Origin of the sequence: Aliiglaciecola sp. M165 (assembly GCF_007197995.1) — a bacterium.
Lineage (GTDB): Bacteria > Pseudomonadota > Gammaproteobacteria > Enterobacterales > Alteromonadaceae > Aliiglaciecola.
In genome coordinates, this window is sequence record NZ_VKKH01000002.1 from 552,079 (window position 1) to 569,093 (window position 17,015).

A 17,015-nucleotide genomic window follows, 5' to 3' on the forward strand; every position below is an offset into this window, starting at 1 on the left:
TTCTATGGCTGGAAACTCGTTAATTTCGCGACTTTCCATCACGGTACAGGTCTAAGATGCGACTAAACAAAATCAGTGTCCGTTACTGCACTCAATTATTTCCTCGATAACGGCACTGACATCAGTTAATACTAATGCGAGTGACGCGTCAGCAGCATTCCATTTCATAACCGCTCCACCTTTATCTTTTTACCATATTTACCAATTAATGTTTTCAACTCTTCAAAGTCTACACGATAGTTTTTAAGCGGTATTTCATATTGGGGCAATATAAGTTCTCTACTTCTTTTTAATTCAAGTACGATTTTGTTTGAGTGTTTTTGAAACCTAATAACTTCGATATCAGCCCAATAAAACCTTATTGTTTCATGTTTTTTGAAAACACCGATAAATTCGTCTGAAATCCCAAGATATGCTCCCTTAGTGTATCTATCTGAGATGTGGCTAACGACAATCACTATAGGAAGAATTATAACAAGCGCCCACGAAAATCGAAGCCTGCCAAATTCTTCACCAACTAATCCGTCGTTGCTATAAATCAAAAAAATAGAAAACAACAATATTGGTAATAATATCGTGTAAGACATTAGTACCGCTGAAGACTTATATTTATATTTATATTTATTCATTCTATATATGCAAGAGATTAGGTCTTCCGAACAAGTAAAGTCAGCCGCGCAATTTTTTGGACGAACAGACGCCCAGGGTTTTTATAATATCAAATTTTAAAGGGTTGATTTCTAATATCATTTAACAAGACTCGATAGTCTTCTATGGCTGGAAACTCGTTAATTTCGCGGCTTTCCATCTGGCTGTCGGGGTTTTTAACTGCTAACAAATGTTTGATACCAAACTGTTGCGCCGCATGCAAAATGTTGATGCTGTCATCAACAAAAAGTGTGCTTTTGGGGTCAAAATCCAGTCGTTTTTGCAATTGCTGCCATAATTTTTGCGATTCTTTGGTAACGCCAAATTCATGGGTGGAAATAAGCGTATCGATATGGCTGTCAAGTTGAGTATGTTCAACTTTTAGCGACAGGCTGTCTGGATGTGCATTGGTCACCAAAACCACTTCTCTGCCACTTTCGTGTAGTGCATCTAAAAAGGGAATTGTATCGTCTCGCATGCTAATGAGGTGATTAATTTCCTGTTTGGCTTCGACAATGTCCATGTCCAATTTTTGCGCCCAGTAATCCAGACAATACCAATTAATTGTGCCCATCACCTTTTGATATTCCTGATGCATGAACTCTTTACTTTCCTCCAGGCTGATCCCATGCTTTTTTGCCATTTTTTCAGGTAGCAATTGCATCCAAAAATGATTGTCAAAATGCAGGTCCAAAAGAGTCCCATCCATATCTAATAAAACAGTTTTAATTTGCGACCAGGGCAGCATTGGCAAGTTTGTTATCCTTCAGGTAAAGTAACTAAAAAGCGGTTCATGGGTTAATTCCCATCGACCAGGTTGTCTCCCTTAGTGTAGCGCGATAGGTTAATGAGTAAAATAGACCCAAACAAACCTTTACCTCAAATTCATCAACGGGAAATCGTCGCTAAAAGCGGGTTGTTTCGAGTCGAAAGAGTTGATTTAGAGTTCTCTAATGGCGCTACCCGTCAGTTTGAGAGAATGGCGGGTTCAGGGCGTGGTGCCGTGATGATTGTTCCTTTTTTAGATGAAGAAACTTTTCTGTTGATCAGAGAATATGCTGCGGGCACCCATTCATACCAACTCGGTTTCCCAAAAGGACTAATTGATCCTGGCGAAACCGCACTTCAAGCTGCCAATCGGGAGTTAAAAGAGGAAGCAGGATATGGTGCACGTGAGTTGTCTGACATTCATGTGGTTAACATGGCGCCAACGTTTTTTGACGCGAAAATGAATATAGTTCTCGCTCAAGACTTATACGAATGTTCACTCGAAGGAGATGAACCAGAGCCGCTTGAAGTGATCCCTTGGTCAGTGCATCGTATTGATGAATTGCTCGCAAGAGATGATTTTGTCGAGGCGCGATGCATTGCAGCGCTATTCTTAGTGCAAAAACATTTTTCTCGTTCAACTGTCCAGGAGGCCTAATGAGTCAGGATCCAAGGCAAGCACTACTCGATATCGCAAAAAGCGCCGCTATAAAAGCCGGTAAAGTTGTACTGGAAATTTATGACAGCGGTGATTTTCAAGCCTATGAAAAAGACGATGATTCGCCGGTAACCTCTGCTGATTACAAAGCCAACGAAATCATTATGGAGATTTTGCAAAAGGAAACGCCTGACATCCCCATCATGTCAGAAGAGTCGAATAACGGCGACCTCGATCATCGTAAAGATTGGCAGCGTTATTGGTTGATTGATCCCATTGATGGTACTCAGGAGTTTATCGCTAGAAGTGGCGATTTTGCCGTCAACATCGCCTTGGTCGAGAACAATGAACCCGTTTTAGGTGTGATTTACTGGCCACCTGGCGAGACACTTTATTATGCCACTAAAGGGCATGGTGCATTCAAAAGCTGTCCATTGGAAAACAAACAGATTCAGGTCAGATCATTTGACAAACCGTTGGATGATGTTGTTGTCATTGCCATAAGTCGTCGTCAATCTCGTGAAAAGGTCATGTCGCGAATGACCCAGGAACGCACTTATCAAACACTCCCTCTAGGCAGTTGCTCACTCAAAGCATGTTTTATTGCAGAAGGTAAAGCGGATGTGTTTTTACGCATCGGCGTCACCGGAGAGTGGGACACAGGTGCATCACAATGTATTGTCGAAGAAGCCGGTGGAAATATTTTAGCAGCTGATTTTGCTCCTCTTACCTATAACCTACGTAATACCACAGAGAATCCGGATTTCATTGTCATGGGAGACCGGCAAGTTAATTGGCAAAACATTGTGCATTACGATTTAGGAACAGCGAAATGAGAATATTAGGTCTTTTATTTTTATCCATTAGTATCAATGCCTTAAGCTTTTCAGCTGTGGCTGACTGGCAGTTAAATAACGAACGATCGAAGCTTAATTTTATCTCTGTCAAAAATGAGCATATTAGCGAAAGTCATTCTTTCACGATGCTTAACGGCAGTATAGATAATAGCGGAGCAGTTACCGTTAGTGTCGACTTAAAAACAGTAGAAACCTTGATTACAATTCGCAACGAGCGTATGCAAGAACATCTTTTCAATACGGACAAAAATCCTACTGCGTCCCTTAGCGCTCAGCTCTCGCAAGAGATATTGAAGATGCCAAAAGGTTCTACAAAACAAGTAGAAATTGATGCTCAGATTTCCCTTAATGGTAAAAGCCAAACGTATCCACTTGTGCTTCGAGTAGGTCGAACTACCAAAGGGACCTTTGTTGCAACCACGTTAAAGCCTTTTATTATTAATGCGATGTCCCATGATCTCGTTCCAGGTGTGGATATGCTTAAACAGCTGGCAGGATTAAACAGCATCACCTTAAGTGTGCCTGTTACCTTTTCTGTTGTTTTTGGACAAAAGTAAAAGCGTCATCCCCCTTTCCATACGTCTTCCTCGCGAACGCGGGGATCTGTTAACTCCTTAGGCTGATTGCAAAGATTCCCGATAAAAGCACTCGGGAACGACGTGTTGGGGAGCACTCGGGAACGACGTGCTGGAGAGCAGCCAGGAACGACGCATTTGGGGACAGTCGGGAATAACATGGAGACTACGTTGTCCTCGCAAAGGCGGGGATCTGTTAATCCGTGTTCGAGCCTAATTGGTCTTTTGTGACGATATTGACACTTTCATGCAGTTCAGAATATTGCACATAAGCCTGGCCGCTTTGAAGTTGCATCAAAACGTGGTTAACCTTTTGCTCAAGACTAAATTCCACTTTTCCGTAATCCGTTCCCTCTTGCAAAACAAAAGCCTCGACGAGACTATGCAAGGTTTCTTTAGGAATTTCCGAAATAGGAATGATCATTCTTGCTTTGCAATTGGTCGCTCAAACGAGGCAATATAATCAGCCACGCGCTGGTGAAACCAAATAGAGGGGTTCCAAGGAGTACCTAGCATAAAACCAACATGTCCACCTTTTAAACTCAATTCAAATTCTACTGAATCAGATAAGTCATGATCATCTGGTATGACGGCTTCGTTCATAAAAGGATCGTCCACAGAATGCAAAACTAAAGTTGGTGTTTCTATATGTTTTAAAAACCCAATTGCACTGCACTTTTGATAATAATCATCTGCACTACCAAAGCCATGCAAAGGTGCCGTAACATGCTCGTCGAATTGGCGAAAGTTTTGAATGTCGGAAACTTGTTTATCTTGAATGTTGATTAATCCGTCATAGTTTATGGATTGCATTTTAGTACGCAACGTTTTGATCATACTTTTAAGTAAGTAGTTCTGATAGACCCGAGAAAAACCTTCATTGATACTTCGTGAACATTCATCGAGTCTAAGCGGGGCAGAAATAGCAACCGCGGCTTTTAATAATTTCTGCGAGGGGTTTTCTCCTAACATCTTCAACAACATGTTGGCGCCCAATGAAAAGCCAATGGCGACCTTGGGGATCGCAGGGAATTTGTTGTCGAGCCAATTAAGGAAAAATGTCGCGTCTTCGGTTTCGCCAGAATGATAAGCCCTTGCTGTACTGTTCGGCTCGCCACCACATCCGCGAAAATGCATCAAAACAGTTTGCCAGCCAAGTTTTTGTAGGAACGCCATTAGGTCATTAGCGTAATGAGATTTTATCGAACCCTCCAGGCCATGAAATATTACCGCCAGGCCTCGACTTTTTTCTGTTTTTTCAGGTTGTCCCCAAACTAGTTTAACGAAATCATTGTCGGGAAGTCGCAGCTTTTCTGTTCTGAAGATAAAGGGGGTTCGGCGCTGTAAAAACCGCGGCCATAAAGTTTGTACGTGTCGATTTCGAGCCCAGAAAGGTGGCGTGAAATCACTGAATTTTACCCGGTTTCCTGTCTTACGTTTTTCATCCATTGTATGTATAGGTTTGTCTGTCATTGTTATTGAATATCGTTGGATAAATTTATGCTTTCTAACTCGCCAAAGTATCTTTTGACTTCAATATGTATCTCTTCGCTAGGCCAATAAATACTGCCAAAATAAACCTGAAGGTTTGAACCTTTGCTTGTTTCAAGAGACAGTTGGTTAAGCGAATCCACTATCTGCCTCTGTTGTTGTTTTTCTAATTCTAGCTCTTGTTCTAGCAAAAGTTTATACATGTCTGGGTCATGCTGTTTAGTACCTATACGGGTTTTTCGATGAACTTGGATCTGTTTGTCGTGGTCACTAATCGCCGTCAAAAGTGTTTGGATTTGCTTGACGGTCAACAACACACCTTGCCTATCTAACCAAATGCAGAGCAGGAGCAAGTTAACATTGAGATTGGCTTTATTCTGCAACGCTAAACAAGATTGCTGAACTTTATCTTTTGAATAGATCTCTATAGAAAATTGCCAAAAATCGTCAGTCGACCATAGCCTGTTCATCAAATGCCTTTTGTTTTGTCTCTAGCTCTTCTTGTGCTTCCATCCACGAGGTTTCTGCTTCATCTAGCTTATTTTTAAGCTCAGCTTGCTCCAATAAAAGTGATTTTAGTACATCTTTATTGTCTTCTTCATAAAGTCCCGGGTCAGATAATTTACCTTCGAGTTGTGAGAGAGATTCAGACGCGTCATTCATCTTATTTTCGGAGCTTTTAATGGTCTTACGTAAATGCTGGGTGGATTGCCTAAATTGCGCTTCCAAGCGTTTGATATTTTTACGATCCACTTTTACCGAACTGCTAGTTTGGGTTAAAGAATTATTATTCTTTTCTTGTTCTTTGTTTTGTTTATTGTCGTTTAACAACCAATTTCTGTAGTCGTCTAAGTTGCCGTTAAATGGCTCAACTTTGCCGCTGTCTACCAAATAAAAATCATCGCACACCGAAGACAATAAAAAACGATCATGGGATACCAGTACCATAGCCCCTTCATAACTTTGCAGCGCCAGGTTTAAGGCATAACGCATTTCAAGATCTAAGTGGTTGGTGGGTTCATCTAACAACAATAAGTTGGGTTTTTGATACACAAGCAAGGCCAAAACCAGGCGGGCTTTTTCACCGCCAGACATAGGTTCAACCTTTCCAAGCGCCTGATCGCCATGAAAGCCGAATCCGCCGAGATAATCACGTAAACTCTGTTCTGTCGCTTTTCGATCCAAACGAGCCAAATGATCGATGGCCGTATCCTGCGGTCGTAAGAATTCCAATTGATGTTGTGCAAAGTAACCGATCCTCAACCCTGCGGATGTCATATAATCCCCGCTCATGGGTTGTTTTTCGTTTGCCAGCAATTTGATCAGTGTCGATTTCCCTGCGCCATTTCTTCCCAATAAACCAATACGACTACCTGGGACCAAATTTAATCTCAAGCTATCGATAATAACCGTTTCATCATAACCGACCTGCACTTCTTCCATTTTTACTAAAGGGTTCGGAAGTTTAGGAGGCATAAAAAATTCAAAAGAAAATTGTGACTGGGCATGAGCTGGCAACAAGGTCTCCATCTTTTCTAGCTGCTTAACTCTACTTTGAGCTTGCTTAGCTTTGCTTGCTTTTGCCTTAAAACGTCTGACGAATGATTCCAGGTGAGCAATCTTTGTTTGTTGCTTCTGAAACTCTAGGTCCTGTAAGCGCAATCGTTCAGCTTTTTGCTTTTCAAATGATGCATAGTTTCCGGTATAACTGATCAAACGCTGATGTTCAAAACTAACAATTTCATCAACCGTATTGTCGAGAAAGGATTTGTCATGAGAAATAAGAACAAGCGTTCCTGAATATTTAGCTAACCATCTTTCTAGCCAAATTACCGCGTCTAAGTCCAGATGGTTAGTCGGCTCGTCTAACAATAATAAGTCAGAATGGCATAAAAGTGCTTGGGCCAGATTTAACCTCATTCGCCAACCACCAGAGAAATCGCTAACTGGTTTTTCTATCTGATCCGACGAAAAGCCCAAACCGTCTAAAATGGTTGCTGCCCGGGACTTCATATCATAGGCGCCAGCTTGCTCGAGTAGCCCGTGTAATTCAGCGATTTTTTCGCCGTCGTGGGTTTCCTCAGCGACTAAAAGCTGTGCTTCTAAACGGCGAAATTGAAGGTTGCCGTCGATGACATAGTCAACGGCGCATCGGTCGCTGGCAGGCGTTTCCTGTGCAACCGACACGATATTCCAGTTTTTAGGAATGTGACAATCCCCAATATCCGGATGCAGCTCACCACGTAACATTGCAAATAAGCTGGATTTTCCACACCCATTTGAGCCAATTAAACCCACTTTGTGGCCTGGATAGATTGTCGAAGACGCTTGTTCAAGCAAAATCTTAGTGCCGCGCAGTAAAGTCAGGTCGGAAATTTGGATCATTGAAGAAAGAATACTAATCAAAAGGAAACTAATTCACGTAGTATACCACTGTGGCAGTCTTTTAAACCATGCCAAGCACAGATGATAGACAGGAATACTTAAACTTAAATGACAAATAGAAAACGCAAACGCTTTGTTGCTGGTGCAATTTGCCCAAAATGCAAAGCTCTAGACACCATCATGTTGTATTTTGAAAACAATGTAGAAAAATTGCAGTGCGTACAGTGTGATTACCAAGAAGTGCAGACCGAAAAGCAAGTTGATAGCGCAAAACGTCAAAACGAAAGCGTTATTGGTGTGTTTAAACCGGAGTAGTACCCAGGCATACCCCGAATGCATTGCCCTCGACCACAGATGCCGATCTTCGAGGGCCTCCTTTGACCCGCTTATCACCCTTAACTTGCTTTTTAGATAATTCTTTCGACTTACTCTTTGCAAATTCGCACAAATGCAAAACTGTGCCTACACTAATCACTGATTGATTATTTTTTAACCAATTAACGGGTAATTGACAGTCTAAAATCATACTAATAATTCGCGTTTTAATACGTCACTGAGCAAAAGCTTATTTAATAGTGCTGTCTGCACCCGGATTTGGAGATTGGAAGCAAAAGTCATTCTAAGGACTGAGGCTAACAATAAAAAAGGGGCAGGCATGGGTATTGCCATAGCACTGATTGTTATCGTAATAGGGTCGATAATATTTCATTTTCTATCTCCGTGGATGATGACGCCACTGGCATCTAATTGGGGGTCAATTGATGACACTATGCTCATCACCCTGATCATCACCGGAATCGTTTTTATTGCGATAAACTTTTTCATCGCCTTTGCGGTGATAAAATATCGCCATGATAAAAACCGAAAATCTAAATACGAACCAGAGAACAAAAAACTCGAAGTTTGGCTAACGGTCATTACCAGCATTGGTATTGTAGCGATGCTGGCCCCTGGTCTGGTGGTTTACTCCGATGTAGTCACTGTTCCTGAAGAAGCAGATGTAGTGGAAGTTGTAGGTCAGCAGTGGAGTTGGAGTTTCCGTTTTCCAGGTGCTGACGGTGAGCTGGGGAAAAGCGGCGTTGAGCACATTAGTATCGACAATCCTTTTGGTGTCGATCCCCTTGATCCTCTAGGACAAGACGATGTTTTGATTTCCGGGAATCGCCTGGTTTTACCTATCGACCGCCCTGTGAAAGTGCTCATGCGCTCCAAAGATGTGCTGCACAACTTTTACGTACCCCAGTTCAGAGTCAAAATGGATATGGTGCCTGGCACGGTATCTTACATTTGGTTTACGCCTACGATTACAGGTGAATTCGAAATACTGTGCGCTGAATTTTGTGGTGTAGGTCATTTTAATATGCGCGGCTATGTTGAGGTGATGTCTCAGCAGGATTTTGATAGTTGGCTGGCTCAACAACCGACATTTAGCCAAGCGCTTGCTAAAAATAGCTCTGAAGCGTTAAGCGTCACCGCCCAAAGTGGTAAGGATTTATCACAAATTAGCGGTTGTCTGGGCTGTCATAACTTCACCGATAGCTCCATCGGCCCGACGTGGAAAAACCTATACGGCAAAATGCAAACCCTTGCCGATGGTTCTCAGGTCTTAGTCGACGACGCTTACCTGAAAGAATCCGTTTTGAACCCTACCGCAAAAATTGTGAAAGGTTTTGCGCCTATTATGCCCGTTATGCAGCTCAACGATTTAGAGATGGACTCAATTATTGCGTATATCAAAGAAAAAGGTGGGGTTGAAGGTGAAGCTGCTGCGCCTGAAATTTCTGGAGAACAATTGGCCCTGAACAAAGGCTGTTATGCCTGTCACAGTATTGATGGCTCAAAAATGTTAGGCCCGAGTTGGAAGGGATTGTTCAACAGCGAAAAATCCTTGGCAAGTGGTCAAGTTATTACCGTAGACGAAGAATATCTGAAAGAGTCTATTTTTCAGCCAAATGCCAAAATTGTCGCGGGTTATCCGCCAGTTATGCCGCCACCGGTGATCAATGAACAAGAAGCACAAGCGATTATTGATTTTATCAAGACACTATAAATAACGGTATGCGTTAGCAATTGAAACAAGAAGTCGGCTAAAAGCAAACGTGGAGTCAAAAATGGAAAATGAAACAGACCATGACATGCACGAACCCACTAGCTTCTGGACCAAATATGTTTGGAGTCAGGATCATAAGGTCATTGCAATACAATACTCAGTCATCGCTATTTTAGTCGGGATTGTGGCGCTTATTCTTTCTGGTCTTATGCGCTTGCAACTCGGCTTTCCTGGCAGTTTTGATTTTATTGACCCAAGCGCCTATTACCAGTTTGTCACCATGCATGGCATGATTATGGTGATATATTTGCTCACCGCTATTTTCTTAGGCGGCTTTGGCAATTACTTAATTCCCTTGATGGTTGGCGCTCGCGATATGGTTTTCCCGTTCGTGAATATGCTCAGCGTGTGGTTTTATTTATTAGCCGTGATTGTCTTGATGGCGAGCTTTTTTGTGCCCGGCGGCCCTACCGGAGCAGGCTGGACGCTGTACCCGCCTCAAGCCATTTTGCCTGGTACTCCAGGCAATGACTGGGGAATAATTCTCATGCTGGTTTCCTTGGCAATTTTTATTGTTGCGGCAACGATGGGCGGACTAAATTACGTCACAACTGTATTGCAAGCCCGCACCAGAGGAATGACATTGATGCGCATGCCATTGACAGTGTGGGGCATCTTCATGGCAACGATCCTCGCCTTGTTGGCCTTTCCTGCGTTATTTGTTAGCGCAGTGATGATGCTATTTGATAAAATCTTAGGTACGAGCTTTTTTATGCCAGCAATCTTGTCGATGGGTCAGCAGCTCGACCACGAAGGTGGAAGCCCTATTCTTTTCCAACATCTTTTTTGGTTCTTTGGACACCCCGAGGTCTACATAGTCGCCCTGCCTGCTTTTGGTATTGTGTCAGATTTAATTAGCACCCATGCGCGCAAGAACATCTTCGGCTACCGCATGATGGTTTGGGCCATTGTTGGGATCGGCGTGCTGAGTTTTGTTGTCTGGGCACACCATATGTATATCAGTGGAATGAATCCAATGTTCGGATACTTTTTTGCCACTACCACATTGATCATCGCTGTGCCGACAGCGATTAAAGTCTACAACTGGGTACTGACTATCTGGCATGGCAATATTAAGCTGAACGTCCCAATGTTGTTTGCATTAGGTTTTGTTTCGACTTTTACTATTGGTGGATTAACCGGGTTGTTTTTAGGCAATGTGGTGGTTGATTTACCACTTTCAGACACCTATTTTGTGGTCGCACATTTTCATATGGTGATGGGCGTTTCGCCTATTCTGGTGGTGTTTGGCGGCATTTATCATTGGTATCCCAAAATGTTTGGCAGAATGCTGAATGACACCATGGGCAAATTCCATTTTTGGGGCACCTTCTTAGGAACCTACGCAATTTATTTTCCAATGCATTATTTGGGCGTTTTAGGTGTCCCCAGGCGTTATTTCGCCTATGAAAATTACGATTTCATTCCCGAATCAGCCAAAGATCTCAACGCCATGATCTCAGTGATGGCTATCTTTGTAGCCTTGGTACAACTGGTGTTTATCTACAATCTGATTTGGAGTCTATTTAAAGGTAAAAAAGCCGGAGACAACCCTTGGAAAGCCACGTCACTTGAGTGGCAAACTGAACATACACCTCCCACTCATGGAAACTGGGGTAAAGAACTCCCCGTATGCCACCGCTGGGCATACGACTACAGTGTGCCAGGCTACGAACAAGATTTTCTACCGCAAACCTTTACTGGTCAGCCAGAGGGTCAAAAAGCATGAATATTTTAACCGCATTATCTGAAAAACCCTGGGAGGAAAATCCAAATCCTCAAATGCAAAAAGCAGTAAGAGAACGAGTGCGAATTTCTGGATTACGCGTTCTGTTGACTGTCGTTTCTGTACTGTTTTTTCTTTTTATCGTGGCTTTTTTAATGCGCTCTCAATATCCAGATTGGCAACCCTTGGCTGAGCAGGCTAGTCATCCCCTTTATGATAAAACTCAGCTTTGGCTAAATTCCATTTACCTGATACTGGCCAGTGTCGGTATGCAAATCGCCAGAATGAGTAGTCGGGGAACAAAAAGACAGTTGACAAAAGGGGCTTTAATCGTTGCAGGAGTTTTCTCTAGCGCCTTTGTAGCCGGACAACTACTATTCTGGCAACAGTTAACTGCTCAGGGGTTTACTGTCGATGCAAACCCCGCCTTGAGCTTTTTCTATTTGTTTACAGGACTCCATGCACTGCACGTTGCAATTGGTCTAATTACCTGGCTTGTAGCCTTGCGCATCACTCTGTTTAGTGACCCAACTGCCCATGCTGAAAAAATTAATCACTACATCGAATTGTGCGCGATGTATTGGCACTTTTTGTTAGGTTTATGGGTACTGCTGTTCGCGCTACTGATCAGTAAACCGGAAACCTACAACGCCATTGTCGAGTTTTGTGGCCTGGGAGGTGGAGTATGAGCACGCCTTCACAAAATACTGGGCAAGAACTACAGGGTGTGTCTGGGTTTGTTGCTGACTGGTCGGCGGACAAAGAATCCTTCAAGGTGCCTTGGGGAAAAGCCATGATGTGGATTTTCCTGCTCAGCGACACCTTTGTGTTCAGTTGTTTCCTGATTGGTTACATGGTGATGCGTTTGTCTGTTTCTGATCCCTGGCCTAATGCCAGCGAAGTATTTGCGTTGGAAATTGCCGGGCATCATATCCCCCTTGTGCTGATTGCGATCATGACATTTATTTTGATCACTAGCAGCGGCACCATGGCCATGGCTGTCAACTTTGGTTATCGAAAAGACAAGCGGAAAGCGGCAATTTTGATGCTCGTCACCGCTGTTTTAGGTTTGTCATTTGTGGGTATGCAAGCCTTCGAATGGTCTAAGTTAATCGAAGAAGGTGTTAGGCCTTGGGGAAATCCATTTGGCGCAGCCCAGTTTGGGGCGGTATTTTTCATGGTCACCGGTTTTCATGGCGTGCACGTGTCTATTGGTGTTATCTATTTGGCCATAGTAGCGATCAAGATCCTGAAAGGGCATTACGAACAAAGCGGCAACTATGAAATTGTCGAAATAACAGGATTATATTGGCATTTCGTAGACCTAGTCTGGGTGTTTATTTTTGCGCTTTTCTACCTATGGTGAAAAAGCTTTTTTAATTGGAGATGGCTATGTCATCAGAAATTCAAACACAAACCGAAGAACCAATGCATCAAGAGCATCCTATAAGCCTGTATCTAAAAATCTGGTTGCTATTGTTTGTGCTAAGCGGGTTGTCGTATGCTGTGGACTACATGCAGATTCAAGGCGCATTGAGGTGGACACTCATCCTCTTTTTTATGTTCCTCAAAGCCGGGTTGATCATCTGTATTTTCATGCACATGATGTGGGAAAGGATGGCGTTGATTTGTGCGATTTTGCTTCCACCACTTTGTCTTTTGTTATTTATAGGCATTATGGTTCTGGAATCTAACTATACTTTTTTGAGTCGAATGTTGTTTTTCACCAGCAGTTGATTGCACAATGATCCAAGAGAAAGGCCAGACATCAGCAAGATGTCTGGCCTTTTTTGATATATCTAGAAGCGTCCGTAACGAGAAGGCTAAGGCAGAGTTTTCATCACTTTATGAAATTTTTCCTGACCGTGTACTACCCAACCAGGTGTAGCTTCACCCAGCCCTGCAACTTCAAGTTTAGGATGTCGCGAAACGACACGAGCCAGGGTGTCTTCCTGTTCTTTATCCACATCGACAAAAAACACATGCTTTCCTTGCTTCAATAACTTCTGAAAGCGTTTGAACTGATAATTGGGTATTTGGATCCCAATCAGGCCCCCTTCCCAAGTACAAAAGCCGAGTACAGCCGCAGCGAGGAAACCAAAGGGGATCCAGCCAGCAGGTGACGTGTGCCATTCCATTAAATAAGCCACCAAGAGTACTAATGACGCAGAAATCACTCCGATCACCGCACCAATTTCGGTAGAATGTACCACGTCTTTTTTTAATACCGATTCAATCGCGTGCAAATGATGCTTCTCAACTTCAGCGTCATTTTCACTCAATACATGGATCTGTGGTGTTGCCACCCCTTCATCTTCTAACTCTTTTTCGACAACTTCCAAATCATCAAGATCATCGCTTATGTAATAATGTCTCTGCATCGCTTCTCGCCTCTTTTGGGGTCTCAGGTTGCGCCAAAACTTATTTGTTAACATTTTGTTAAATTCCAGTATAGCACAAAAAATATACAGCGAAGGTTCTCAAACCCTGAGACCTTAGATCAAGATAGGGCGAAATCAAATGCGATGGTCGATTAGTAGTAGGGTCATTAAGATAGGAATGTAGATAATACTGGCGCGAAAGACCGAACGCGCATTAGAAATACTGTAGCGACGGTAAAACCGAATAGACAGCCACAGTAACGCACCACCAAGAATCAGCGCGCTAAACAAAAACAAATGTTTGCCCAAACCTACAGCAGGGGCCATCAAGGTGATGACTAGCAAAGCAACGCTGAATACAACGATAATCGCTCTGGTGGCTTTGTCTTCTTCTGGATTATCAGGTAACAATTGATACCCACCCCTCAGGTAATCCTCACGGTAGATAGCCGCAAGTGACATAAAGTGTGGGATCTGCCACAAAAACAAAATAAATCCTAATATAACCGCTTCAATATCAATTCGTCCTGTTGCTGCTGCCCATCCCATGACCGGTGGTAATGCTCCAGGAACAGCACCAATAAGAACAGCTAGAGGAGTATGCGGTTTAAGAGGCGTATACAACATCAAGTAACACACTAACGTAACAAACCCCAGATAAGCGGTGAGTAGATTTACAGTAAAATAAAGAATCACAATTCCAGATAACGACCAAAGCGCGGTCACAATACAACCGTGGATTGAACCTATGGTGCCTGAGGGAATCGGACGCAATCGAGTACGCGCCATTTTTGCATCACGGTGACGCTCAACCCACTGGTTTAATCCATTAGCGCCCATCGCAGTCAAGAATGTACCGAGTAAAAACCCGATACATTCTAAAATCTGCCACTGCTGAGCGCCCATGGCATATCCAATCATGCCGGTAAACAGTACCAACAAACACAATCTAGCCTTACCCAATTGGCAATAAGCACTCAATAGTGATCTAGGGTTCTGCACCTGTGTCTGCATAAAATGATTCAATTTAAACGTTGATACGAATCAAGATTAGTTCAGCCCACAGCATATGGCTAATATCAAGATAAGATTCAGCACATATAACTAACACCATTAAAAAGATGCGCACATTTCTAACTCGCCTTTATCGCTCGGGTTGACTAAATTGCTGTTTCGGTAAGAAGACTGTTGCTGATTGACTTTCAACTATAACGATTCAATAGACAGTATCTACCAAGTTGTGCTTTAGCCCATTTTTTATACTTGTTGCTATACTGATTATATTGCATTGAGGTCGAGTGAGCTGATCGATGAATAAATCCATTGCTGTTCTATTATTGAGCATTTTGTTGTGTATTTCTCCTTTGAGTAAAAGCGAAGAATTGCGACTTGGCTCGCCTTATTTTCCGCCTTATGTCTACTTTGATATTGACGGTGAGCTGACCGGATTGTGGATGACTCAGTTGGCGCCAGCTTTAGAAGAAGCCGGGATCACCTACAACGCTATACACATCCCTATCAGGCGTTTTTACGTCTCAGCGGCAACAGGCAAAATTGATTTATTTGCCATGCCAAGGGGGCGGGCAGGAATGGAAAACGTGCTGTTTAGCGAAAAGCCTTTTTCTCATTTTGATTTGCGTGCATTTTGGTTAGACGATGCCAACGCTATTTCTAGCTTGTCAGAATTGGCAGGCAGAAAAGTGGCTTTGATTAAGGGTTACTCATATGGAGGCAAATTAGAGGCCGAAATTTCTGCTGAACAACGCTCACAATTTGTTGTGGCAAATGACCAAAAAATTGCGCTGAAAATGTTAGTTGATAAGGAAGTTGACTTCGTCCTTGGCTACTGGGCAATCATGGCATTCTTACAGAAAAACTCTCCTGATCTGCAAATCAACAATATCAAAATTGCTGAATTACCCATATACCTCGCCATGCATGAGAATGCTGAAAATGCCGAGCAGCTAATGCAAAAATTTAATGACGCCGTGCGGTGATATTCATGTTGACCAGTCTAACATAGGCAACTACTGGGATAGCTGACATACGGTTATGGGATTTAAATGACGAGCTCTTCAGGCAATTCAGTTAATCCTTCAACTAAATTCGTTGCACTTTGTTAGTAATGAGGTGGAGGTATTTCTTCAGATTGATCGGCAATATTAGAAGGTTCAATTTGCTTCATGCGTTGGGTCATATGTTTTATTTTGAAATTCATCTGATCGATTTGCATTTGTTGATCAGATAAAGCGCGATTTAGCTGCTCGATCGTGTCCTCTTGAAAAGCGACTTGGGTTTGCAATTGTTCAATTTGGCTGAGTAAATCGTCACTCATCTATCTATTATTCCTGTTCTGTTTGCCAATATTCGGCAAGTCCACTACTGCTTTCCGATAATACCTGATTTTGCTGCGCAAAGCTCACTGCGTAAACAATTGCGCTTTGCGGTTGTGTTCCTTCTTTAGGAGTAACTCGCCATTCTTTAACTTCGCTACCATCTTCCACATTCCACAAATTCATTGCTCTTCCTGGTGAGCCAGTAAGCAGGTATTTACCATCCTCTGAAAACGTTGCTGTACTGAATATCTTCTGCCGTTGTAAGTAGCGAAGCTGACTGATTTCTTCGCCCGTTTGTGCGTCCCAAATTCTTGCATCTCGCTTGCTATCTGCGGTAAAAATGTAACGACCTTGGTCGTCCAAAGCAACTTTAGTAACTCGGCTGGAATGGGTAAATCGATGGATAACCTGGCCGCTGCGTGTATCCCACAGATAGGCGATATAATCGTTACTGCCAGTGAGAGCGTAAAAACCATTGGGTGAGAGATCGACACTATTGATTTTTTCTTGATGACCTAAGAACTCCAAACGCCTTCCGGTAAAGGGTTCAAAGAACAAGGTTTTGCCATTGCCTCGCCCTACTAAGATCCCTCTACCATTGTTTGATACTGCCAAGTCCCTAACACTCGCCTCGTCAATGCGCCAAAATCCTTCTGGTTCACCAGTTTCAAGATTCCACAAAGCAAAAGCGTCTCGATCAGCAGTGACAACATAAGAATTGTCCGCAGCGATATGGATCAGCCCTACGGTATTGTTATTGTCACCTTCCTCTTCGTGGCTCCACTTGAATCGTTGCTTTTGCGTATCAAGCTCCCACACCAAAATGCCCTCTTGTGCTGTTGATACCACACTCAAGCTGCCGTCTGCAGAAATATCTGCGGCATAGGCACCACCTTGAGCATGCCTAACTTGAGTAACGGGTTTGCTAGATTCACGCGAGCATGCGCCAACACCCAAAGTCATTGCCAACACCAATAACGGTGGTAACAATCGGTTCATTTTCATCGCATTCGCTTTGCACATAAGGACAATCAAGATTTGTGTATTACACCAGTTCGTTTAGTATAAGCGCTTAAAATT

At 42.9% G+C, this 17,015-nt stretch carries 20 protein-coding genes; 10 read left to right on the forward strand and 10 right to left on the reverse strand.

Annotation, left to right across the window (positions count from 1 at the left end; translation table 11 throughout):
- Positions 1 to 164: 164 nt before the first annotated feature.
- Both FM019_RS04660 and yrfG read right to left on the reverse strand, forming a co-directional pair.
- On the reverse strand, positions 165 to 629 hold the full coding sequence (locus FM019_RS04660) for a hypothetical protein (RefSeq protein ID WP_143834727.1): 465 nt from the start codon (positions 627 to 629) through the stop codon (positions 165 to 167).
- Positions 630 to 718: 89 nt separating this feature from the next.
- On the reverse strand, positions 719 to 1,402 hold the full coding sequence (yrfG, locus tag FM019_RS04665) for a GMP/IMP nucleotidase (RefSeq protein ID WP_143834728.1): 684 nt from the start codon (positions 1,400 to 1,402) through the stop codon (positions 719 to 721).
- 93 nt (positions 1,403 to 1,495) lie between these two features.
- Here yrfG and nudE point away from each other — a divergent pair, with 93 nt between their 5' ends.
- Genes nudE through FM019_RS04680 form a run of 3 tightly spaced genes read left to right on the forward strand, consistent with a single transcriptional unit; the run spans position 1,496 to position 3,488 of the window.
- On the forward strand, positions 1,496 to 2,074 hold the full coding sequence (nudE, locus tag FM019_RS04670; protein WP_143834729.1) for an ADP compounds hydrolase NudE: 579 nt from the start codon (positions 1,496 to 1,498) through the stop codon (positions 2,072 to 2,074).
- The gene (cysQ, locus tag FM019_RS04675) at positions 2,074 to 2,910 is read left to right on the forward strand and encodes a 3'(2'),5'-bisphosphate nucleotidase CysQ (RefSeq protein WP_143834730.1); all 837 of its coding nucleotides are present in this window, start codon (positions 2,074 to 2,076) and stop codon (positions 2,908 to 2,910) included. The genes nudE and cysQ overlap by 1 nt, the downstream gene beginning before the upstream one ends.
- Complete coding sequence (locus FM019_RS04680) at positions 2,907 to 3,488, forward strand: YceI family protein (protein ID WP_143834731.1); 582 nt, start codon at positions 2,907 to 2,909, stop codon at positions 3,486 to 3,488. Before cysQ ends, FM019_RS04680 begins: the two co-directional genes overlap by 4 nt.
- Before the next feature lie 214 nt (positions 3,489 to 3,702).
- Here FM019_RS04680 and FM019_RS04685 read toward each other — a convergent pair whose 3' ends face one another.
- The 4 genes from FM019_RS04685 to FM019_RS04700 are packed head-to-tail and all read right to left on the reverse strand — an operon-like array spanning position 3,703 to position 7,382.
- On the reverse strand, positions 3,703 to 3,930 hold the full coding sequence (locus FM019_RS04685) for a YheU family protein (RefSeq protein WP_143834732.1): 228 nt from the start codon (positions 3,928 to 3,930) through the stop codon (positions 3,703 to 3,705).
- Positions 3,927 to 4,955, reverse strand: a complete 1,029-nt coding sequence (locus FM019_RS04690) for a hydrolase (protein ID WP_143834953.1) — start codon at positions 4,953 to 4,955, stop codon at positions 3,927 to 3,929. Before FM019_RS04690 ends, FM019_RS04685 begins: the two co-directional genes overlap by 4 nt.
- A 26-nt stretch (positions 4,956 to 4,981) precedes the next feature.
- Positions 4,982 to 5,467: a TIGR02444 family protein gene (locus tag FM019_RS04695; RefSeq protein ID WP_143834733.1), complete on the reverse strand. Its 486-nt coding sequence runs from the start codon at positions 5,465 to 5,467 to the stop codon at positions 4,982 to 4,984.
- Complete coding sequence (locus FM019_RS04700; RefSeq protein ID WP_143834734.1) at positions 5,445 to 7,382, reverse strand: ATP-binding cassette domain-containing protein; 1,938 nt, start codon at positions 7,380 to 7,382, stop codon at positions 5,445 to 5,447. The genes FM019_RS04695 and FM019_RS04700 overlap by 23 nt, the downstream gene beginning before the upstream one ends.
- A 108-nt stretch (positions 7,383 to 7,490) precedes the next feature.
- Between FM019_RS04700 and FM019_RS04705 the strand changes: the two genes are divergently transcribed.
- The 6 genes from FM019_RS04705 to FM019_RS04730 all read left to right on the forward strand — a co-directional run bounded on the left by FM019_RS04705 (position 7,491) and on the right by FM019_RS04730 (position 12,955).
- Positions 7,491 to 7,697, forward strand: a complete 207-nt coding sequence (locus FM019_RS04705) for a YheV family putative zinc ribbon protein (protein ID WP_143834735.1) — start codon at positions 7,491 to 7,493, stop codon at positions 7,695 to 7,697.
- Between the two features lie 340 nt (positions 7,698 to 8,037).
- Complete coding sequence (coxB, locus tag FM019_RS04710) at positions 8,038 to 9,432, forward strand: cytochrome c oxidase subunit II (protein WP_143834736.1); 1,395 nt, start codon at positions 8,038 to 8,040, stop codon at positions 9,430 to 9,432.
- A 61-nt stretch (positions 9,433 to 9,493) separates the two neighbouring features.
- On the forward strand, positions 9,494 to 11,221 hold the full coding sequence (ctaD, locus tag FM019_RS04715; protein ID WP_143834737.1) for a cytochrome c oxidase subunit I: 1,728 nt from the start codon (positions 9,494 to 9,496) through the stop codon (positions 11,219 to 11,221).
- Entirely contained in the window at positions 11,218 to 11,907 is a 690-nt protein-coding gene (locus FM019_RS04720) for a cytochrome c oxidase subunit 3 (RefSeq protein WP_143834738.1), read from the forward strand. The genes ctaD and FM019_RS04720 overlap by 4 nt, the downstream gene beginning before the upstream one ends.
- The gene (locus FM019_RS04725; RefSeq protein WP_143834739.1) at positions 11,904 to 12,584 is read left to right on the forward strand and encodes a heme-copper oxidase subunit III family protein; all 681 of its coding nucleotides are present in this window, start codon (positions 11,904 to 11,906) and stop codon (positions 12,582 to 12,584) included. The genes FM019_RS04720 and FM019_RS04725 overlap by 4 nt, the downstream gene beginning before the upstream one ends.
- A 26-nt stretch (positions 12,585 to 12,610) precedes the next feature.
- The gene (locus FM019_RS04730) at positions 12,611 to 12,955 is read left to right on the forward strand and encodes a cytochrome C oxidase subunit IV family protein (RefSeq protein WP_143834740.1); all 345 of its coding nucleotides are present in this window, start codon (positions 12,611 to 12,613) and stop codon (positions 12,953 to 12,955) included.
- An 86-nt stretch (positions 12,956 to 13,041) separates the two neighbouring features.
- Here FM019_RS04730 and FM019_RS04735 read toward each other — a convergent pair whose 3' ends face one another.
- Together FM019_RS04735 and cyoE are read right to left on the reverse strand one after the other, a co-directional pair.
- A complete protein-coding gene (locus FM019_RS04735) occupies positions 13,042 to 13,599 on the reverse strand; it encodes an NAD/FAD-utilizing enzyme (protein ID WP_143834741.1) in 558 nt (185 codons plus the stop codon).
- A 135-nt stretch (positions 13,600 to 13,734) separates the two neighbouring features.
- Entirely contained in the window at positions 13,735 to 14,613 is an 879-nt protein-coding gene (gene cyoE / locus FM019_RS04740) for a heme o synthase (protein ID WP_143834742.1), read from the reverse strand.
- A gap of 296 nt (positions 14,614 to 14,909) precedes the next feature.
- On the opposite strand from cyoE, the gene FM019_RS04745 reads away from it, so the two are divergent.
- Positions 14,910 to 15,596, forward strand: coding sequence for an ABC transporter substrate-binding protein (locus FM019_RS04745; protein WP_143834743.1), 687 nt, complete (start codon positions 14,910 to 14,912; stop codon positions 15,594 to 15,596).
- A 122-nt stretch (positions 15,597 to 15,718) separates the two neighbouring features.
- On the opposite strand, the gene FM019_RS04750 is transcribed toward FM019_RS04745, so the two are convergent.
- Together FM019_RS04750 and FM019_RS04755 are read right to left on the reverse strand one after the other, a co-directional pair.
- Positions 15,719 to 15,934: a SlyX family protein gene (locus FM019_RS04750; protein ID WP_143834744.1), complete on the reverse strand. Its 216-nt coding sequence runs from the start codon at positions 15,932 to 15,934 to the stop codon at positions 15,719 to 15,721.
- Positions 15,935 to 15,941: 7 nt separating this feature from the next.
- Entirely contained in the window at positions 15,942 to 16,934 is a 993-nt protein-coding gene (locus FM019_RS04755) for a WD40 repeat domain-containing protein (RefSeq protein ID WP_143834954.1), read from the reverse strand.
- Between the last annotated feature and the right edge of the window lie 81 nt (positions 16,935 to 17,015).